Source organism: Thermomonospora catenispora (assembly GCF_006363815.1).
Taxonomy (GTDB): Bacteria; Actinomycetota; Actinomycetes; order Streptosporangiales; family Streptosporangiaceae; genus Thermomonospora; species Thermomonospora catenispora.
This window is the reverse complement of record NZ_RRYT01000011.1, coordinates 99,623-113,276: the sequence shown is the minus strand read 5'-3', so window position 1 is coordinate 113,276 and position 13,654 is coordinate 99,623. Positions and strand designations below refer to the sequence as shown.

The following is a 13,654-nucleotide window of genomic DNA, read 5'->3' as shown; positions in this document are numbered from 1 at the left end:
GGCTTGAAGTCAAGGTCGCGCCTTTAAGAGTGCGCTGCACTGCGTCAGACTGATATGCCGATTGTCGGTTTGCGTCGCCCTGCTCGTCGCCGATCTGTTGGACTACCGCAGGGAATACTTCCGTTCGGTTCTTCTCCGACGCTCTTGCGTGAGCCACTTCTTTCCTTCTGCGGCGACGCCCTCCATGACATGGAGGGTGTGGTGGATGCCTGAGGCGTCCAGCGTCGCCTCTGTGATCAGGTCGAGCGGCTCATTGGCGTCGAGCTCCTCCTCGGACACCATCACCTCGGCATTGATCCGCTCCCCGTTGACCAGTGCGAGCTCGAATCTGCGTTCCTCATCGTCCTTCTGATGCACTCGGACGGCTGCGACCGATTCGTACCGGTAGTTGGTCCGGTTCCAGCCGTGGAAGGTGCCCTGCTCGAAGTCGAGCTCCACGCTGAGCTGGCGTACTCCGTCCGTGGTCAGGAGGAAGAGGAGCAGTCGGTAGCGCGTATAACGCAAAGGTCCGTTTTTTACGCAGGCCCGCCTGGCGCGGGGGACGGGTGACTCGATGAACGCATAAGCGATCATGTCGCTCATGGTCAGCCCGTAGTGCCGCAACGCCTCATCCAGCAGAACTTTGCGGTCGCAATCCAGCCATGCGGCCATCTCCGGGTCCGAGGGCGCGTCGGTTAGCTTTTCCCTCCAGCGCTCATAAGCCTGTTTGTACTCCTGCTTTCTCTGATCGTTCTCGGAGCAGTCTTCCTTGTATCTCCTTCGCTCTAGGAGAATGTGCTTCCAGGTGAGCGTGCTGACCGCTCCGGTGAGCAGCGCGAGGAGCACCGAACGGCTTGCGCTCACAGGGGCGATCTGTATCGCGCTCTCCACCGCCCGGGCGGCTCCCATGGCCAGGACGATCAGGCCGATAATCGTCAGAGCCTTCGTGGTGAGAGGAGTGGCGAGCTCTTGTCGGTAGCTCCACAGTGTTCCGTTCTCCCACTGTTTCCTGATGGTGCTCGCCTGATGGCGTATCAGCCAGATTATCCTTTCGACGCCGATCCGCTTCTCCCGATAAACATCGACGATCTCGTCCCGCAGCTTCTTGCGGATCCCTGCCGTCTCGGCCATCCAGGCGTCACGGCTCATATTGCGCGGCAGGTACTTGCCGAAGTAGTAGGAGAAACGCTGGTCGACTTTACGGGCGAACCCACCGGCCGGCGCGCGGGACGGGCCTATCCAAGAGATCCTGCGTTCGGCGTCCTTCGCCCGGATTCGTTCGATGCGGAAACGCCACTCCAAACCACTCCGGGCGGCGCCGTAGCCGCCTGCGATGCTCGCCAGATACGCCAGCAGCGCGAACCCTTGGAGCCCTTGCACCAGCAGATAGCCGATGTGGAGCACCGCCACGGTGAAGACCGCCGTCGCCACCGCCGCCTTGACCCAGGTTCCGGTCGTGACGTCGGGCGGCAGCGGCTCACGGGTGCGGGGCGGAATCGGATCGGGCTCGAAGAACTTCCAGACGCGCACGGACCGGTCCCGGGCCATCTGGTGCTCCCTGGCGTGCGCCGTGGCCCGATGCCACATCTGATCTTTGAGCGACCCTTCCAGGAACAGCTCCAGGTGGCGCAGGATCATGGAGCGTTGAGGGTCGCCGAGCCCATCGAAGTCCTTGAGCAGAGGACGCAGGTCCGCATCGGGCTGCTGTGCGGCCTCCAGCAGGCGGCACACGGTCTTCACCCCGTCCGCCCATGCGTCACCACCGGAGACCTGGCACATCTCCGGTGCGCGTCGCAGCAACGCGAGGTCCTCGTCCGGCATCTCCTGCCGCGCCCTGCCGCTGACGAGGGCCAGCTGCCAGTGGAAGCAGACCCTGTTGCCCTTGAGGCCCGCCATGACGGCTTCGCGGATGAGCTGCCGTGCCTTGCCCGGGACACCGCCATCGAGCAGGCTGACGCCGATTTCGAACTTCTCCGCGGGGGAGGCGTCCGGCGACGACGAGTAGATGTGCACGTCGTGCACGGTCGCCGCCTGAACCCCGACGAAGGCGGAATCACCGGCGTAGTTCGTCGTGGTGGCACCCGGCCCGGTCATGACAGCCCCTGCACCAGTGCGATGACGCTCGCCACCTCGGCGGCCAGCGCCGCCACATCCCCCACGAGCCCGCGGACCTTCTTCAGCGTCCGCGTCACCGCCCCGGTGTCCGGCGGCACGGTCGTCTGCAAGGTCTCGCGGGCCTTGACCAGCTCGGTCTGCGCCTCCTGGAAGGTGTCCTCATCGAGGTGTCCCGCCGCCCGCGCCTGCCGCAACCGGTCGGCCAAGCGAGTGATCGCCTCGGCGGGGTCGGCCGGCGGCATCTGCCCACCGGAGAGCTGAATGCCTCCGTGCACCTGCACCTGACCGGCCTGCACGACCACCCGTGCATTGTCCTTGGCGACGTTGTGGACCGACTCGTTCATCTGCCCGTTCATCTGCGCGTGCCCCGCCTTCTCGGTTTCCTCGTCCCGGTCACGGTTCTCTTCTTCGGCGGCCAGGTTCTCGGCCAGAGCGACGGAGAACGCGGCTGCGTTGGCCACTGCTCGCTCCTGCCACCGCTTGCGATCGGTGGCCTCCTTGGTCCCGTCGGCCCGATCGCTGACGCCCCGGACCACGACCACGGGAAGCGCCCTGTTGAGGTGCGCGGCCTGGGCCACGCCCGCCCCTTCCATCTCGATCGCGAGCGCGTCGTTGTAGTGCTGCCGGATCCAGCGGGCGTGCGCCGACACCCTGGAGTTCAAGACCACCTCGCCGGCCGCGATCGGCCCGAAGTGCACCGTGGGCGTTCTGCGACGGGGGCCCAGGCGTCCTGCCCACGAGCGGTCGCGTGCGACATGCCGGGCGATCTGGTCGGCGCCGTGCGAGACCTCCCACACTCGTGGACGGCTCTTGAACCCGTCGTCCTCGCTGGTGCCTCCGTGGAACGCATAGACATGGGTGGCGACCACCACGTCCCCGAGGGCGATGTGCGAGTGGAGGGCTCCCGCCACCCCTACGAAGATCAAGGCGATGGGGGAGAACTCGGCGATGGCGCGCTCGGCCAGGACCGCCGCGGACTGGTTGCCTTTGCCCACCAGCCCCAGGGCGATCCGGCATCGACCGCCTTCGAGCCGGCCGACTTCGAAACGGGTGCCCTGCGGGTGTCGATGCAAGCGCGGTGCGTCCAGCCTGTTGCGAACGGCTTCGTACTCCACGTCCAAGGCTGTGAGAACGACGATCTGACTGCCGCTCATTCTTCGGACTCCTTGGCGTCCGCCGGATCGACCGGCCGGACCATCGGCGGGTACAGGACCTTGCGGGGACCGGCTCGGAACAGCCGGGCGGGGCGCCCGGCCGTGACTTTGCGTTCCGGACCCGCTGGAACGATGAATCCCTTGGTCTTTTGGACCTTGCGATAGAAGTTGCGGGGGTCGAGCGGTATGCCCCATACCGCCTCATAGACCCGCTGGAGATCGGCGATCGTGAAGGTCGGCCCGCAGAACGCCGTCGCCAGCGCGGAGTGCTCGAGCTTGGTGCGGGCTCGTTCGACGCCGTCCTCGACGATGCGTCGATGGTCGAAGGCGAGCCTCAGGTCTCCGGAGAGCACCCGGTCGACGCGGTGCCACCGGGCTCCGGCCGCGTCCGTACCGGCAATGGGCTCCGGCAGTCCAGGTGCGATGGCCAGGTAGGCGATGGAGACCACTCGGCCGCGTGGGTCACGGCCGGGGGCGCCGTAGACGCCCAGGTGTTCCAGATGCAGTGTTTCGGCGTGCAGGGAGGCCTCCTCTGCGAGCTCCCGATGGGCCGCGGCGGTGAGGTCCTCTTCGGCGTGCTGGAGGAAACCGCCTGGCAGTGCCCAGGCCCCCTGGTAAGGCTCGATGCCTCGTTCGATGAGCAATACGTGAAGACGCCACTCGCGCAGCGTCAAGATCACCAGGTCGACCGCGAGCATCACCGCGGGCGGCGTCCAGTGGTCCTCGGTCACACGACGAGGCTTGCATATTGTCAGAGTGACAAAAAGTATCTTTTGGCTACCCCCTGGGATAACGCAATGTCACCTGTCGGCAATCTCGTTCTGCTTCTGTCCTCAGTCGATATTGCGGTGTGAAGCGGGAATTTCTTGGGCGGCGGCGGTGATTCGTGCTGATGGGTAATGGATCATGTGGAATGTCGGCCAGTTTTTGTAGGAAATGACGGCCTGTCCGTCGGCCATGTGAGCCTGGATCCGGTGCCGGCGGACAGGCCGCCGGCCGATGAAGGTCGTGAGGGGCCGCGGCATGAGCGGTGGCCGGGATGCGCGCTTCGGCGGCCGGACACGGCCCCCGTGTTCTGCGGGGTCAGAGCGCGGAGCGCGCACTGATCCGGGCGGAGCATGCACCGCAGCCGGTTGTCCCGCTGCCGACCTCCTCCGGCGCGTGGTCGGCGGGGTGTTCGTGGGATGTAGAGGGCGGCGAGAGTCCGTTGTCCGGCGAACCCTCTGCGCCGTGGTGGTGTTGTCGGGGTCGAGAAGGGCGCCGCCCGGCGTGGACTCCGGCACGGGGACGCCATGCCGATCGACGAGGACGGAGTGGTGTTCGCCCGACGCGGTGGCGTGGCGCTCTCCACTGCCGCAGCGTGACGATGACGGGGGAAGAGGACGTGGCCGACATCGATGATCACGTACTTCCGACTGCGGTCCGGCAGCGCGGTGCGCTGAACGAGGAGTCCTCGGGCGACGAGCTTGCGGAGACGAGCGGCGAGGATGCTGCGGGCGGTGCCGGTGCGCCGCCGGAACTCGGTGAACGTCCGCGTCCCGTTCATTGCATCGCGGATGACGAGAAGGACTCCACCTGTCCCGACGGGGTCCGGCGCGCGATGGGGCGATTTCGCAGCCGCGTATCCGGATCGCACCAGTGGCGTCATCGGCGGCCGCATGGTGCTCCACCCGCTCGGCTAGGCCTTCGGCATGGCCGCGACCATCGCCGTCTGCACCGCTGCGGTTGGGTGGGCTCCTCGGCGCCGGTTTCGCGGTCTGCGGCCGGGCGCCTGGGCGATCGATGGACGGCTCCCCGCCGCCGGCGCTCGTTCCGAGGAGGCGGGCACGCCCCAGGTACGGAGGGAGGCGCTGGGGCCCGGTGGATGCGACGGGAGGAGACGATGGTCCGGGGCTGCTGAAGCCCTGACGGTCGGCGGTGACGCTGTGAGGAGGCCCGGGAGGCGGCGGGCGCCGGCGCCTCCTGGGGCGCATACGCGACGCGGGGCATTCGCGATCGTTTCGCGAATGCCCCGCGTGCTACGGGTGCGCCGCCAGGGACTCGAACCCCGAACCCGCGGATTAAGAGTCCGCTGCTCTGCCAATTGAGCTAGCGGCGCTTGTCGTCTGGGAGGCGGTGCCTCTCGCTCGCGACGTCAGGAACTTTATCAGCAGGAAGCGCGCTACGCGAATCGGTTTACCGGACCGCTCGGAGAGCCGCCGGAAGCGGCGGCCGGCGGACATGTCGAGGGCCCGGCCACCGTGACGGTGACCGGGCCCTCGATCGACGCGGGTGAGTGAGGGGACTTGAACCCCCGACACCCAGGACCACAACCTGGTGCTCTGCCGACTGAGCTACACCCACCATGCTCCGGGTTGGACCGGCCTAGAGAAGTGTAGCGGCTTTCGAGGGGTGTTCGCGCGCCGGTCGGCTGCGCGGCGTCCACGAACGTCCACCGGGCGTTGCCGTACGGCCGTGCGGCCGGGGCGATCCGGCGTGTCGCCGTTCACGCGCATGCGGCGCCTTGCGACGTCGCGGAGCCGAGCGGGCGACCCCCTCGATCCGCCGCCGCGGACGAGGCGACGTCAGCCCTTCTGCGGGGCCGGGCCCGTGGAGGTGGCGATCACCTCGGCGGCCACGGCGCGGGCGGTGTCGGTGTCCGGGCCGGGATCGGGGACGAAGATGGCGCGGCGGTAGTACCGCAGCTCCAGGATGCTCTCGGTGATGTCGGCCAGGGCGCGGTGCCCTCCGTTCTTCGGCGGGCTGGCGAAGTAGGCGCGGGGGTACCAGCGGCGGGCCAGCTCCTTGATGGAGGACACGTCCACCATCCGGTAGTGCAGGTGGGCGTCCAAGGCGGGCATGTCGCGCGCGATGAACGACCGGTCGGTGGCGATGGAGTTGCCGCACAACGGGACCTTGCGCGGGTCGGGGACATGGGTGCGCAGGTAGCTCAGCACCATCTCCTCGGCCTCGCCGACCGACACCCCGTTGGGCAGCGCCTCCAGCAGACCGGAGGCGGTGTGCATGTCCCGGACGACCTTGGACATCTGCTCGACGGCCTCCTGGGGCGGCTTGATCACCACGTCCACCCCTTCGTCGAGGATGTTGAGATCGCTGTCGGTGACCAGGACCGCGATCTCCACCAGCGCGTCCTTGCGCAGGTCGAGGCCGGTCATCTCGCAGTCCGCCCACACGAGCAGGTCAGACATCAACAACCCCTCCTCATCTGAGACCGCGTCCCGGACGGGCGCCTGGAGCGTTCAACGATGACGAGGGGTGAAAGAGCCGGTTGCAGCAGCGTGGCGGCACAAGCAGCGGCGCGGCCACGGACGCGGATACGTACATGCGACCAGCCTATGACGACCGAAGACGACACGATCCCCGACATCGCAGTGCTCTCTCGCGGGGCGGGCCTCCCGTCCCGGCCGGCACGGACCCCGATCGGACGAGATGAACGCCTCGGCGTGCCGTCTGTTCGTCGCCCCCTTCGGCCGCCGTCCGCGGGCCGCCGCCGTCGATCGAGGCCCGCCGTCGCCGCCCCGGCCTCGACGCCCCATCGGGTTCCTCTCCGCCGGCCGCCGGAGCCGAGGCGGACGAGAGACGGCAGAGCCCTCGTCCACCTGCGTTCTCCCTGATGACGCGCGCCCTGCGTCGGACCGGCCGCCGGCCTCACCACCTCCTCTCTGCGCCACGAGTCGTCCGCTCGGGCCTGTGGCGGGGGCCCCTGGCCCGTCTTCGGGTCCAGGTGAGGCCCCGCATGGTCGGGAAGGTCGCCGGGGCGCCGGCGGCGGCGCCGACGCCCCGGCGGACACCGGCCAAGAGGGACGGCTCGTCGAAGCGATGGCCGACCGTCACAGCTCCGCCCACACGGTCTTGACGCCGCCCGGCCGCCGGGCGAAGTCCCACCTCCTGGCGACGGCCGACACCAAGGCGAGCCCTCGGCCGGTTTCCGCCTCCGAAGAGACGTTCCGGCGCCGAGGAGAGCCCGGCGCGCAGTCCGTCACCTCGAATCGCGGCCGGCCCTGGGAGGTGAGGATCAACCGGACGACGATCGGCTCGGTGGGGAAATGGTCCGCCTGTTCCCTCGCGGCGTTCGTGACCGGTTCGGACGCCACAAGGGCGGCGTCGCCCGTCAGCTCCGGCATTCCCAGCTCGCGCATGCGCCGCTTCACGAATGCGCGGGCGAGACCGGGGGCCTCTCGATTCGGCGGCACGGACAGAAATGTGTCACCGGTGGGCGAAGGAGGGTCATCGTCCCTCTTCCTGGTGGTTAAATTCTCTGACATGTATCGCATCCGCGGCTCCCGTGGTTTCGTCCATAGGATGACCGCAACTCAGCCGCCCTCGAAACGAAACATCGAGGATTGTTTGCATCCGGGAGGACCGCGTGCCCCTCGCCGATGAGATCAACCCGGACGACTCCCTGTAGAGCTGGCTGGCCTTTGAAGTGCGCAGATGGCGCACGGAGGCGGGGTAGTCGCAGGCCCGGCTCGGCCGGCTGATCGGGTGCCGAGGCAGACGGTAAACAACGTGGAGTCGGGGCTGCGCCCGCCCACCGAAGAGCAATGCGCCGAAATGGACAAGCTCTACAATTCGGGCGGATTCTTCAAGCGGCTGCTCATGTTCGCCCGGCTGGCGCACGACCGGGACTGGTTCCGACAGTACACCCAGTACGAGGCCCGTGCTCTCATGCTTCGGATCTACGAGGGTCAGCTCGTACCGGGACTGCTGCAAACGCCGGACTACGCACGAGCCTGTCTGGTCGCGGGGCGGGTGGCCGATGTGGACCTCCTGCTGGAGAGACGCATGAAGCGTCAGGTCCTCCTGGAGAGGGCGAACGCCCCCGCCGTCCAGGTGCTTCTCGACCAGGCCGTTCTGCATCGGATGGTCGGCGGCCCGGCGGTGATGAAGGACCAGCTGGCAAGGATCTTGGAGCTCTCTGAGCGCCCCAACATCATCATCCGGGTGGTTCCCTGGTCGGAAGGGGCTCACCCGGGCATGGACGGCGCGTTCAAGGTCATTCGGATTAAGGAAGGGGAGGTGGCCTTTGTAGAGGCCCCTGGAGGTGGGAGACTCATTCATGAGCCTGCTGAGGTTCTGGAGTTCACAGTAAGGTTCGACCGGATCGGGGCGAAGGCCCTGTCCGAAGACTCGTCTCGAAGTCTGCTCGTTCGAGTGATGGAGAGACTGGATGACCCCTCCGATCTGGCGTAAGAGCAGCCGGTCCACGACTCAGGGAGGCGACTGCGTCGAGCTGGCCGACCTCACCGCGGCGGTGGGCATCCGGGACAGCAAGAACCCGGATGCGGGTCACCTGGCGGTGGAGCGGGCCGCCTTCGCCGCTCTCGTCAGGCGGATCAAGTCCGGCGAGCTGCACTGACCTGCCCCAGGGAGTCCTCCGGTCGTGCATGTCCGGGGGACTTTCCTCTTCCGTCAGAAGCCGTTCCTTGTTTCTGACGTCCTCAACGGTCCTCTGGAGAGGTGCCCCTGGAAGCGCCGTGGGCGCTTTCGGCTCTCCCTTCGACCGCGCGTGCGGCCTTCGATCCGTCCGAAACACTGTCCAGGACTCATTCGCGGAGGAGCAAGGCCATGGAGTCGGCGTGCCCGACGGCCTCCTCACCGGCCCACAGAGTTCGGACATCGTGGCGGTAAGGCCCATCATTCGCCCGCTTGGTTCGTGCGGGGCCGCAAAGGCGGCGGACATCGGCCTTAAACGGCCATCTCCGGAACGGAGAGGCGGCTCGCGGCGATACTGGTTGCTTCGAACGGATTGGGGGTGCCGTGTCCGTCGAAGCAGCCGCGCTGGGAGTCGGAAAAGCGGTGGCGCAGCTCGTGGCCGGGAGGTGGCTGGCCGGTCGTACGACCAGATCGGCGGCCTCCAAGGATCTCGTCGAGCTGATCAAGACCGGGATCCCCGACGAGATCAAACGGCGGAAGACCCAGCGGCAGTTCGAAGACCTGGCCGACACGGTGACCGAGCGGCTGCTGACCTTCGCCCGGCAGGAGTACGGCGGACTGGACGACGGGGACCGCGAGGCCGTGCTGCACCAGGTCGTCCTCACCCTGGAGCGCGCCGACCTGTCGGACGAGGCGCTGCTGGCCGACGACATGGACCCGGTGAAGCTGGCGCGGCGGCTGCGCCGCACCCTTCCCGCCCGGGAGGCGGAGTTCCAGCTCGGTGAAGCCGGGGCGCGGCTGTATGAGGCGGTGCTGGAGGAGTGCTGTGATTGCCTGGCGCGCATCCTCATCCATCTGCCGCAGTTCGAGCCGCGCGCCCTCGCCGAGACCCTGAACCGGCTGTCCCGGATGACCGAGCAAGTCGAGGCGGCCTTGGCCCGCCTTCCGGTCCGGTCGCTCACCGCCCCGGAGGGCGAGACGCACGATGAGGAGTTCACCCGCCGCTATCTGGCCTTCATCAGCGAGAGCCTGGACCGGCTGGAGCTGTTCGGCGTGCGGTTCGAACGCTTCACCCGGCCGCAGACCACGCTGAGCGTCGCCTACATCAGCCTGAACGCCTCCCCCGAGGACCGGTCGCGCACGCGCAGGGGCGAGGCGGTCCCCATCAGCGACTGGCGTTCGGAAGAACGCGACGGCGGCAGCGTCCGGGTGGAGCAGGCTCTCGGCGCCCATCGGCGGGTGCTCGTCCGCGGTGAGGCGGGCGGCGGCAAGAGCACCCTGCTGCGCTGGCTCGCCGTCACCGCCGCCCGCGGCGCCTTCACCGGGGAGCTGTCCGACCTCAACGGCCACGTGCCGTTCCTGATCAAGCTGCGCAGCCACGCCGGCCAGGCGCTGCCGCGTCCGGAGGAGTACCTCGACGACGTGGCGGGCAACCTGAGCGGGCTCATGCCGCGCGGCTGGGTGCACCGGCGGCTGCTGTCCGGCCGGGCCCTGCTGCTGGTCGACGGGGTCGACGAGGTCACCGACTCCCAGCGGACGGCCGTCCGCCAGTGGCTGCAGCAGATCGTCGCCCAGTTCCCGAGCATCCGCATCGTGGTCACCTCGCGGCCCGCGGCCGCCGCCGCGGGCTGGCTGCGCGCCGAGGGCTTCGGCACCGTCTTCCTGGAGTCGCTCGGCCCGGCCGACCTGCGCGCCCTGGTGCGGCACTGGCATGAGGCCGTGCGCGACTGCGCCGACCTGCCCTGCCCGCCCGAACGGCTGCCCGCCCACGAGGCTCGGCTGCTGGCCCGTCTGGAGTCGGCGCCGCACCTGCGGACGCTGGCCGCGACCCCGCTGCTGGCGGCGATGCTGTGCGCGCTCAACCTCGACCGCCAGGCCCTGCCCCGCGACCGGATGGGCCTGTACGCGGCGGCCTTGGACATGCTGCTGGAGACCAGGGACGCCCAGCGCAACGTGCCCAGCGCCCGCACGGTCCCGCTGGAACGCGAGCAGAAGATCCGCATCCTGCAGGATCTGGCCTGGCATCTGTCGACCAGCAACCGCGTCGAGCTGCCCAAGCCGATGGTGGAGCGGCTGATCGCCGACCGGCTGGCCACCATGCCGCAGGTCCGGGCGAAGGCGGACACGGTGCTCGAGGTGCTGCTGGAGCGCAGCGGCGTGCTGCGCGAGCCGGTGCCCGGCCGGATCGACTTCGTGCACCGCACCGTTCAGGAGTACCTGGCCGCCAAGCAGGCCGCGGACCTGGGCGACATGGACCTGCTCATCCGCAACGCCCACCGCGACCAATGGCGCGAGACCGTGGTGATGGCCGCGGGCCATGCCAACGAACCGCTGCGCCGAGAATTGATCACCGGCATCCTCGACCGGGCACGGACCGAACGACGGCATGCCCGGCGGCTCAAGCTGCTGGCGGTGGCGTGCCTGGAGACCCTTCCCTCCGTCCCCGACGACCTGCGCGTCGCCCTCGACCGGTGCCTGGACGACCTCATCCCGCCGCGCACCCCCGCCATGGCGCGGTCCTTGGCCACCGCCGGCGAGCCGGTCCTGGCGCGCTTGCCGGAAACCTTGGAAGGGCTGTCGGAGACCACGGCAAAGGCGACCGTGCAGACGGCCTGGCTGATCAACGGACCTCAGGCCCTCGACGTGCTGGCGCGCTACGCCACCGACCAGCGTCTCAACGTCCAGTACGAACTCGGCGAGGCATGGGCGTATTTCGACCCCCACGAGTACGCCGAGCGCGTCCTGGCGAACATGCCACCGGGTGGACGGCTCTGGGTGAGATCACCGGCTCAGCTCGCCGCGCTCAGTAAGGTTCCCCCGCTCTCCAGTCTGGGTGTGTACAACGTGAACGAGCCGGTTGATGCGAGCTTTCTTACAGCGCACGCAGCCTCGCTCCATATTTTGAGATTTCAGTCCAATAGGTCGATTGTCGACCTGTATGACCTGCCCGAACTGCCACGGCTTCAAGGGTTCGCCACTAGTGTCTTCGGACTTGCTGACCTAGGTTTTTTGGATGAACTTCCGTTGTTGGAGAGTATCTGGATTACTGAATGCGGTGACGTGGAAGACCCCTCTTCTCTGCTGCGGTTCACCGCGCTAAAAACTTTGGGATTGCATGACTGTGGATGGTTGCATAGCCTGCGGCAGCTTCCTCCGCTCAAGACAGTGGAAACGCTCTATTTGTCGGGGGCGAGGCTTGGCCGTGAACTTGATGCACTCGTTGAGGCTGCTTCGAATGTGAAAAGTCTCATCCTTTGCAACTGTGAAGGGTTCAATAATCTTCGTCTGCTGGGTGAACTTCAGCTCACTAGCTTGCATGTCGGCGGAAACACTGCAGTGAGCGACCTGCATCCGCTCTCTAGGCAGCTCCACTTGTCGTACCTCAGCCTTTCAGAGACTAGTGTCGACGACCTGACTCCTCTGCAAGGGCTTTCCGAGCTGAAGGAGTTGTGGCTGGATGATTGTGCCGCCGTCACGGATCTGCGTCCGCTGGCGTCGCTGCCCAATCTCAGGGAACTTCACATCGAGGGCATCGCACCCGGAGTCGACCTGTCACCCCTGGCTCACAACCGGCGGCTGACCGTGTACATCAAGGCCGGGCAGGATGTGCGCGGCGGGGAGAAACTGGGGCGTCGCCTGAAGATCCGCTGAGTCCTCAGCCACGCGCAACGAGGGCCCACGTGCAACGGGAGCCAGTCGTCGGCAGGCCTCCGAGCGCGGCCTCCCCGCACGCACACCCCGCGAGGATCAAGCCCTACGACCAGGTCACCTCGACGACCCCGTGCCGTTTGGGGATGAGCCCGCCGCTCGGCTCCTCCGCCTCGGCCGGGGCGTCCACACCCCCTGGGAGGTAGCGGATCCGTGCCGCGCCGTGGCGGCGGTGCCGGTGCGCCCAGCGGCGCAACAGCTCCACATACCGCTCCGCGAGCGTCTCGGCCGCGGGACCGTGCGCGAAGACACCGGTCTCGAAACCGCCGGTCTCCTCGTTCGTCCGCTTGACGCGGTAGGCGATGCCGCCGTCGGCGATCAGCGCGGGCACCCATCCGGCGGCCGAGGGAGCGAAACGGCCCTGCCGGATGAGCTTCTCGTCGGCGTGCAGCAGCGCCGTCCGCGGCGAGCCGGTCATCAGGAACAGCTCCAGCTCGTCCGGCAGGTCGAAGGCCGCACCCGACCAGCGCTCCACCCGCGGCCCGCGCAGCGCCGCCCGCAGCTCCTCCACGTCGAACTTCAGGGCCTCGTCGTCGACGCACAGCATGACCCCCTCGTCGAGGGGGACGAGCCGTTCGCTGTGGGCCCCGGCCCCCTGCATGGGGACGAAGGCCGCCAGCCGGTAGTCGCGGCCGACGAGGGTCTCCCCGACGCGGTCGAAGGCGACCACGCGGGTCAGCCCTTTCAACCGCAGCGGGACGACGAGCCTGCCGTTCTCCGTCAGCTGCCGGATCCAGGCCGGCGGGATGTTCCAGGCCCCGGCCGTGACGATGATCCGGTCGTAGGGGGCGCCGTCGGGGACGCCGTGCTCGGCGTCGGCCTCCACCACCTCGACCCGGTCGTAACCGGTCGCCTCCAAGAGGTCGCGGGCGCGCCGCACGATGTCGGGGTCGATGTCGGCCGAGACGACCCTCCCGCCGTCCCCGACCAGCTCGGCGAGGAGAGCGGCGTTGTAGCCGCCCGATCCGATCTCCAGCACCCGCATGCCGGGCTCGATCCCGGCCTGCTCCAGCATCGTCGCGTGGATGCAGGGGGCCGAGACGGTGCTGGTCGCCGCGCCGCGGGCGTCGTGTTTGACCGGCAGCGCGTTGTCGGCGTCGTAGGCCTCCGCCGGCGGTCGCTCCGGGACGAACAGGTGCCGCGGCACGGCGGTCATGGCCGCCGCCACCGGCTCGGAGACGATCGCGCCCCTCTCACGGAGCGCGTGCACCATGGCCGACCGCAGGGCCGCCGCGTCCTGCGGTTCCTCGCCTCGGGTCGTGATCGGCGCCGCCACGGCGACATGGTCGCAGACCCGACCCGCCTCGGGAAGGCGAACGCGA

Annotated in this window: 11 protein-coding genes and 2 tRNA genes; 3 read left to right on the top strand and 10 right to left on the bottom strand. The window is 68.3% G+C overall.

Going from position 1 to position 13,654, the window contains the following annotated elements:
- Positions 1–102: 102 nt before the first annotated feature.
- The 9 genes from EIO00_RS11260 to EIO00_RS11225 all read right to left on the bottom strand — a co-directional run bounded on the left by EIO00_RS11260 (position 103) and on the right by EIO00_RS11225 (position 7,513).
- Complete coding sequence (locus EIO00_RS11260) at positions 103–2,073, bottom strand: hypothetical protein (protein ID WP_140177909.1); 1,971 nt, start codon at positions 2,071–2,073, stop codon at positions 103–105.
- On the bottom strand, positions 2,070–3,248 hold the full coding sequence (locus tag EIO00_RS11255; RefSeq protein WP_140177907.1) for a 5'-methylthioadenosine/S-adenosylhomocysteine nucleosidase family protein: 1,179 nt from the start codon (positions 3,246–3,248) through the stop codon (positions 2,070–2,072). The genes EIO00_RS11260 and EIO00_RS11255 overlap by 4 nt, the downstream gene beginning before the upstream one ends.
- Positions 3,245–3,979 (bottom strand): NUDIX hydrolase, encoded by a 735-nt coding sequence (locus tag EIO00_RS11250; protein WP_140177905.1) that lies wholly within the window; start codon positions 3,977–3,979, stop codon positions 3,245–3,247. The genes EIO00_RS11255 and EIO00_RS11250 overlap by 4 nt, the downstream gene beginning before the upstream one ends.
- A 102-nt stretch (positions 3,980–4,081) precedes the next feature.
- Positions 4,082–4,207 carry a hypothetical protein gene (locus EIO00_RS25620; RefSeq protein ID WP_277752871.1) on the bottom strand — a complete coding sequence of 42 codons (126 nt, stop codon included), beginning with the start codon at positions 4,205–4,207 and terminating at the stop codon, positions 4,082–4,084.
- The gene (locus EIO00_RS25910; protein WP_206664108.1) at positions 4,153–4,896 is read right to left on the bottom strand and encodes a winged helix-turn-helix transcriptional regulator; all 744 of its coding nucleotides are present in this window, start codon (positions 4,894–4,896) and stop codon (positions 4,153–4,155) included. The genes EIO00_RS25620 and EIO00_RS25910 overlap by 55 nt, the downstream gene beginning before the upstream one ends.
- Positions 4,897–5,273: 377 nt before the next feature.
- Positions 5,274–5,346: transfer RNA gene (locus tag EIO00_RS11240), tRNA-Lys, on the bottom strand.
- Between the two features lie 172 nt (positions 5,347–5,518).
- Positions 5,519–5,591 (bottom strand) — tRNA-His (locus tag EIO00_RS11235).
- Between the two features lie 221 nt (positions 5,592–5,812).
- Positions 5,813–6,436 (bottom strand): oligoribonuclease, encoded by a 624-nt coding sequence (orn, locus tag EIO00_RS11230; protein ID WP_140177903.1) that lies wholly within the window; start codon positions 6,434–6,436, stop codon positions 5,813–5,815.
- Between the two features lie 642 nt (positions 6,437–7,078).
- Entirely contained in the window at positions 7,079–7,513 is a 435-nt protein-coding gene (locus EIO00_RS11225; RefSeq protein WP_277752873.1) for an ATP-binding protein, read from the bottom strand.
- A 289-nt stretch (positions 7,514–7,802) separates the two neighbouring features.
- Between EIO00_RS11225 and EIO00_RS11220 the strand changes: the two genes are divergently transcribed.
- The 3 genes from EIO00_RS11220 to EIO00_RS11210 all read left to right on the top strand — a co-directional run bounded on the left by EIO00_RS11220 (position 7,803) and on the right by EIO00_RS11210 (position 12,275).
- Positions 7,803–8,441 carry a DUF5753 domain-containing protein gene (locus EIO00_RS11220; RefSeq protein WP_140177899.1) on the top strand — a complete coding sequence of 213 codons (639 nt, stop codon included), beginning with the start codon at positions 7,803–7,805 and terminating at the stop codon, positions 8,439–8,441.
- A complete protein-coding gene (locus EIO00_RS11215) occupies positions 8,419–8,607 on the top strand; it encodes a DUF397 domain-containing protein (protein ID WP_140177897.1) in 189 nt (62 codons plus the stop codon). Before EIO00_RS11220 ends, EIO00_RS11215 begins: the two co-directional genes overlap by 23 nt.
- Before the next feature lie 401 nt (positions 8,608–9,008).
- Positions 9,009–12,275: an NACHT domain-containing protein gene (locus tag EIO00_RS11210; protein WP_140177895.1), complete on the top strand. Its 3,267-nt coding sequence runs from the start codon at positions 9,009–9,011 to the stop codon at positions 12,273–12,275.
- 103 nt (positions 12,276–12,378) lie between these two features.
- Here the strand turns inward: EIO00_RS11210 and fxlM are convergent, their stop codons facing one another.
- The gene (gene fxlM, locus EIO00_RS11205) at positions 12,379–13,608 is read right to left on the bottom strand and encodes a methyltransferase, FxLD system (RefSeq protein ID WP_206664107.1); all 1,230 of its coding nucleotides are present in this window, start codon (positions 13,606–13,608) and stop codon (positions 12,379–12,381) included.
- Positions 13,609–13,654 lie beyond the last annotated feature (46 nt).

What these genes read in the sequence shown, in the direction of transcription:
- EIO00_RS11260 (WP_140177909.1), bottom strand. Translation starts at nt 2,073, where the DNA reads ATGACCGGGCCGGGTGCCACCACGACGAACTACGCCGGTGATTCCGCC.
- EIO00_RS11255 (WP_140177907.1), bottom strand. Translation starts at nt 3,248, where the DNA reads ATGAGCGGCAGTCAGATCGTCGTTCTCACAGCCTTGGACGTGGAGTAC.
- EIO00_RS25620 (WP_277752871.1), bottom strand. Translation starts at nt 4,207, where the DNA reads ATGGCCGACGGACAGGCCGTCATTTCCTACAAAAACTGGCCGACATTC.
- EIO00_RS25910 (WP_206664108.1), bottom strand. Translation starts at nt 4,896, where the DNA reads ATGACGCCACTGGTGCGATCCGGATACGCGGCTGCGAAATCGCCCCAT.
- orn (WP_140177903.1), bottom strand. Translation starts at nt 6,436, where the DNA reads ATGTCTGACCTGCTCGTGTGGGCGGACTGCGAGATGACCGGCCTCGAC.
- EIO00_RS11225 (WP_277752873.1), bottom strand. Translation starts at nt 7,513, where the DNA reads ATGTCAGAGAATTTAACCACCAGGAAGAGGGACGATGACCCTCCTTCG.
- EIO00_RS11220 (WP_140177899.1), top strand. Translation starts at nt 7,803, where the DNA reads ATGGACAAGCTCTACAATTCGGGCGGATTCTTCAAGCGGCTGCTCATG.
- EIO00_RS11215 (WP_140177897.1), top strand. Translation starts at nt 8,419, where the DNA reads ATGACCCCTCCGATCTGGCGTAAGAGCAGCCGGTCCACGACTCAGGGA.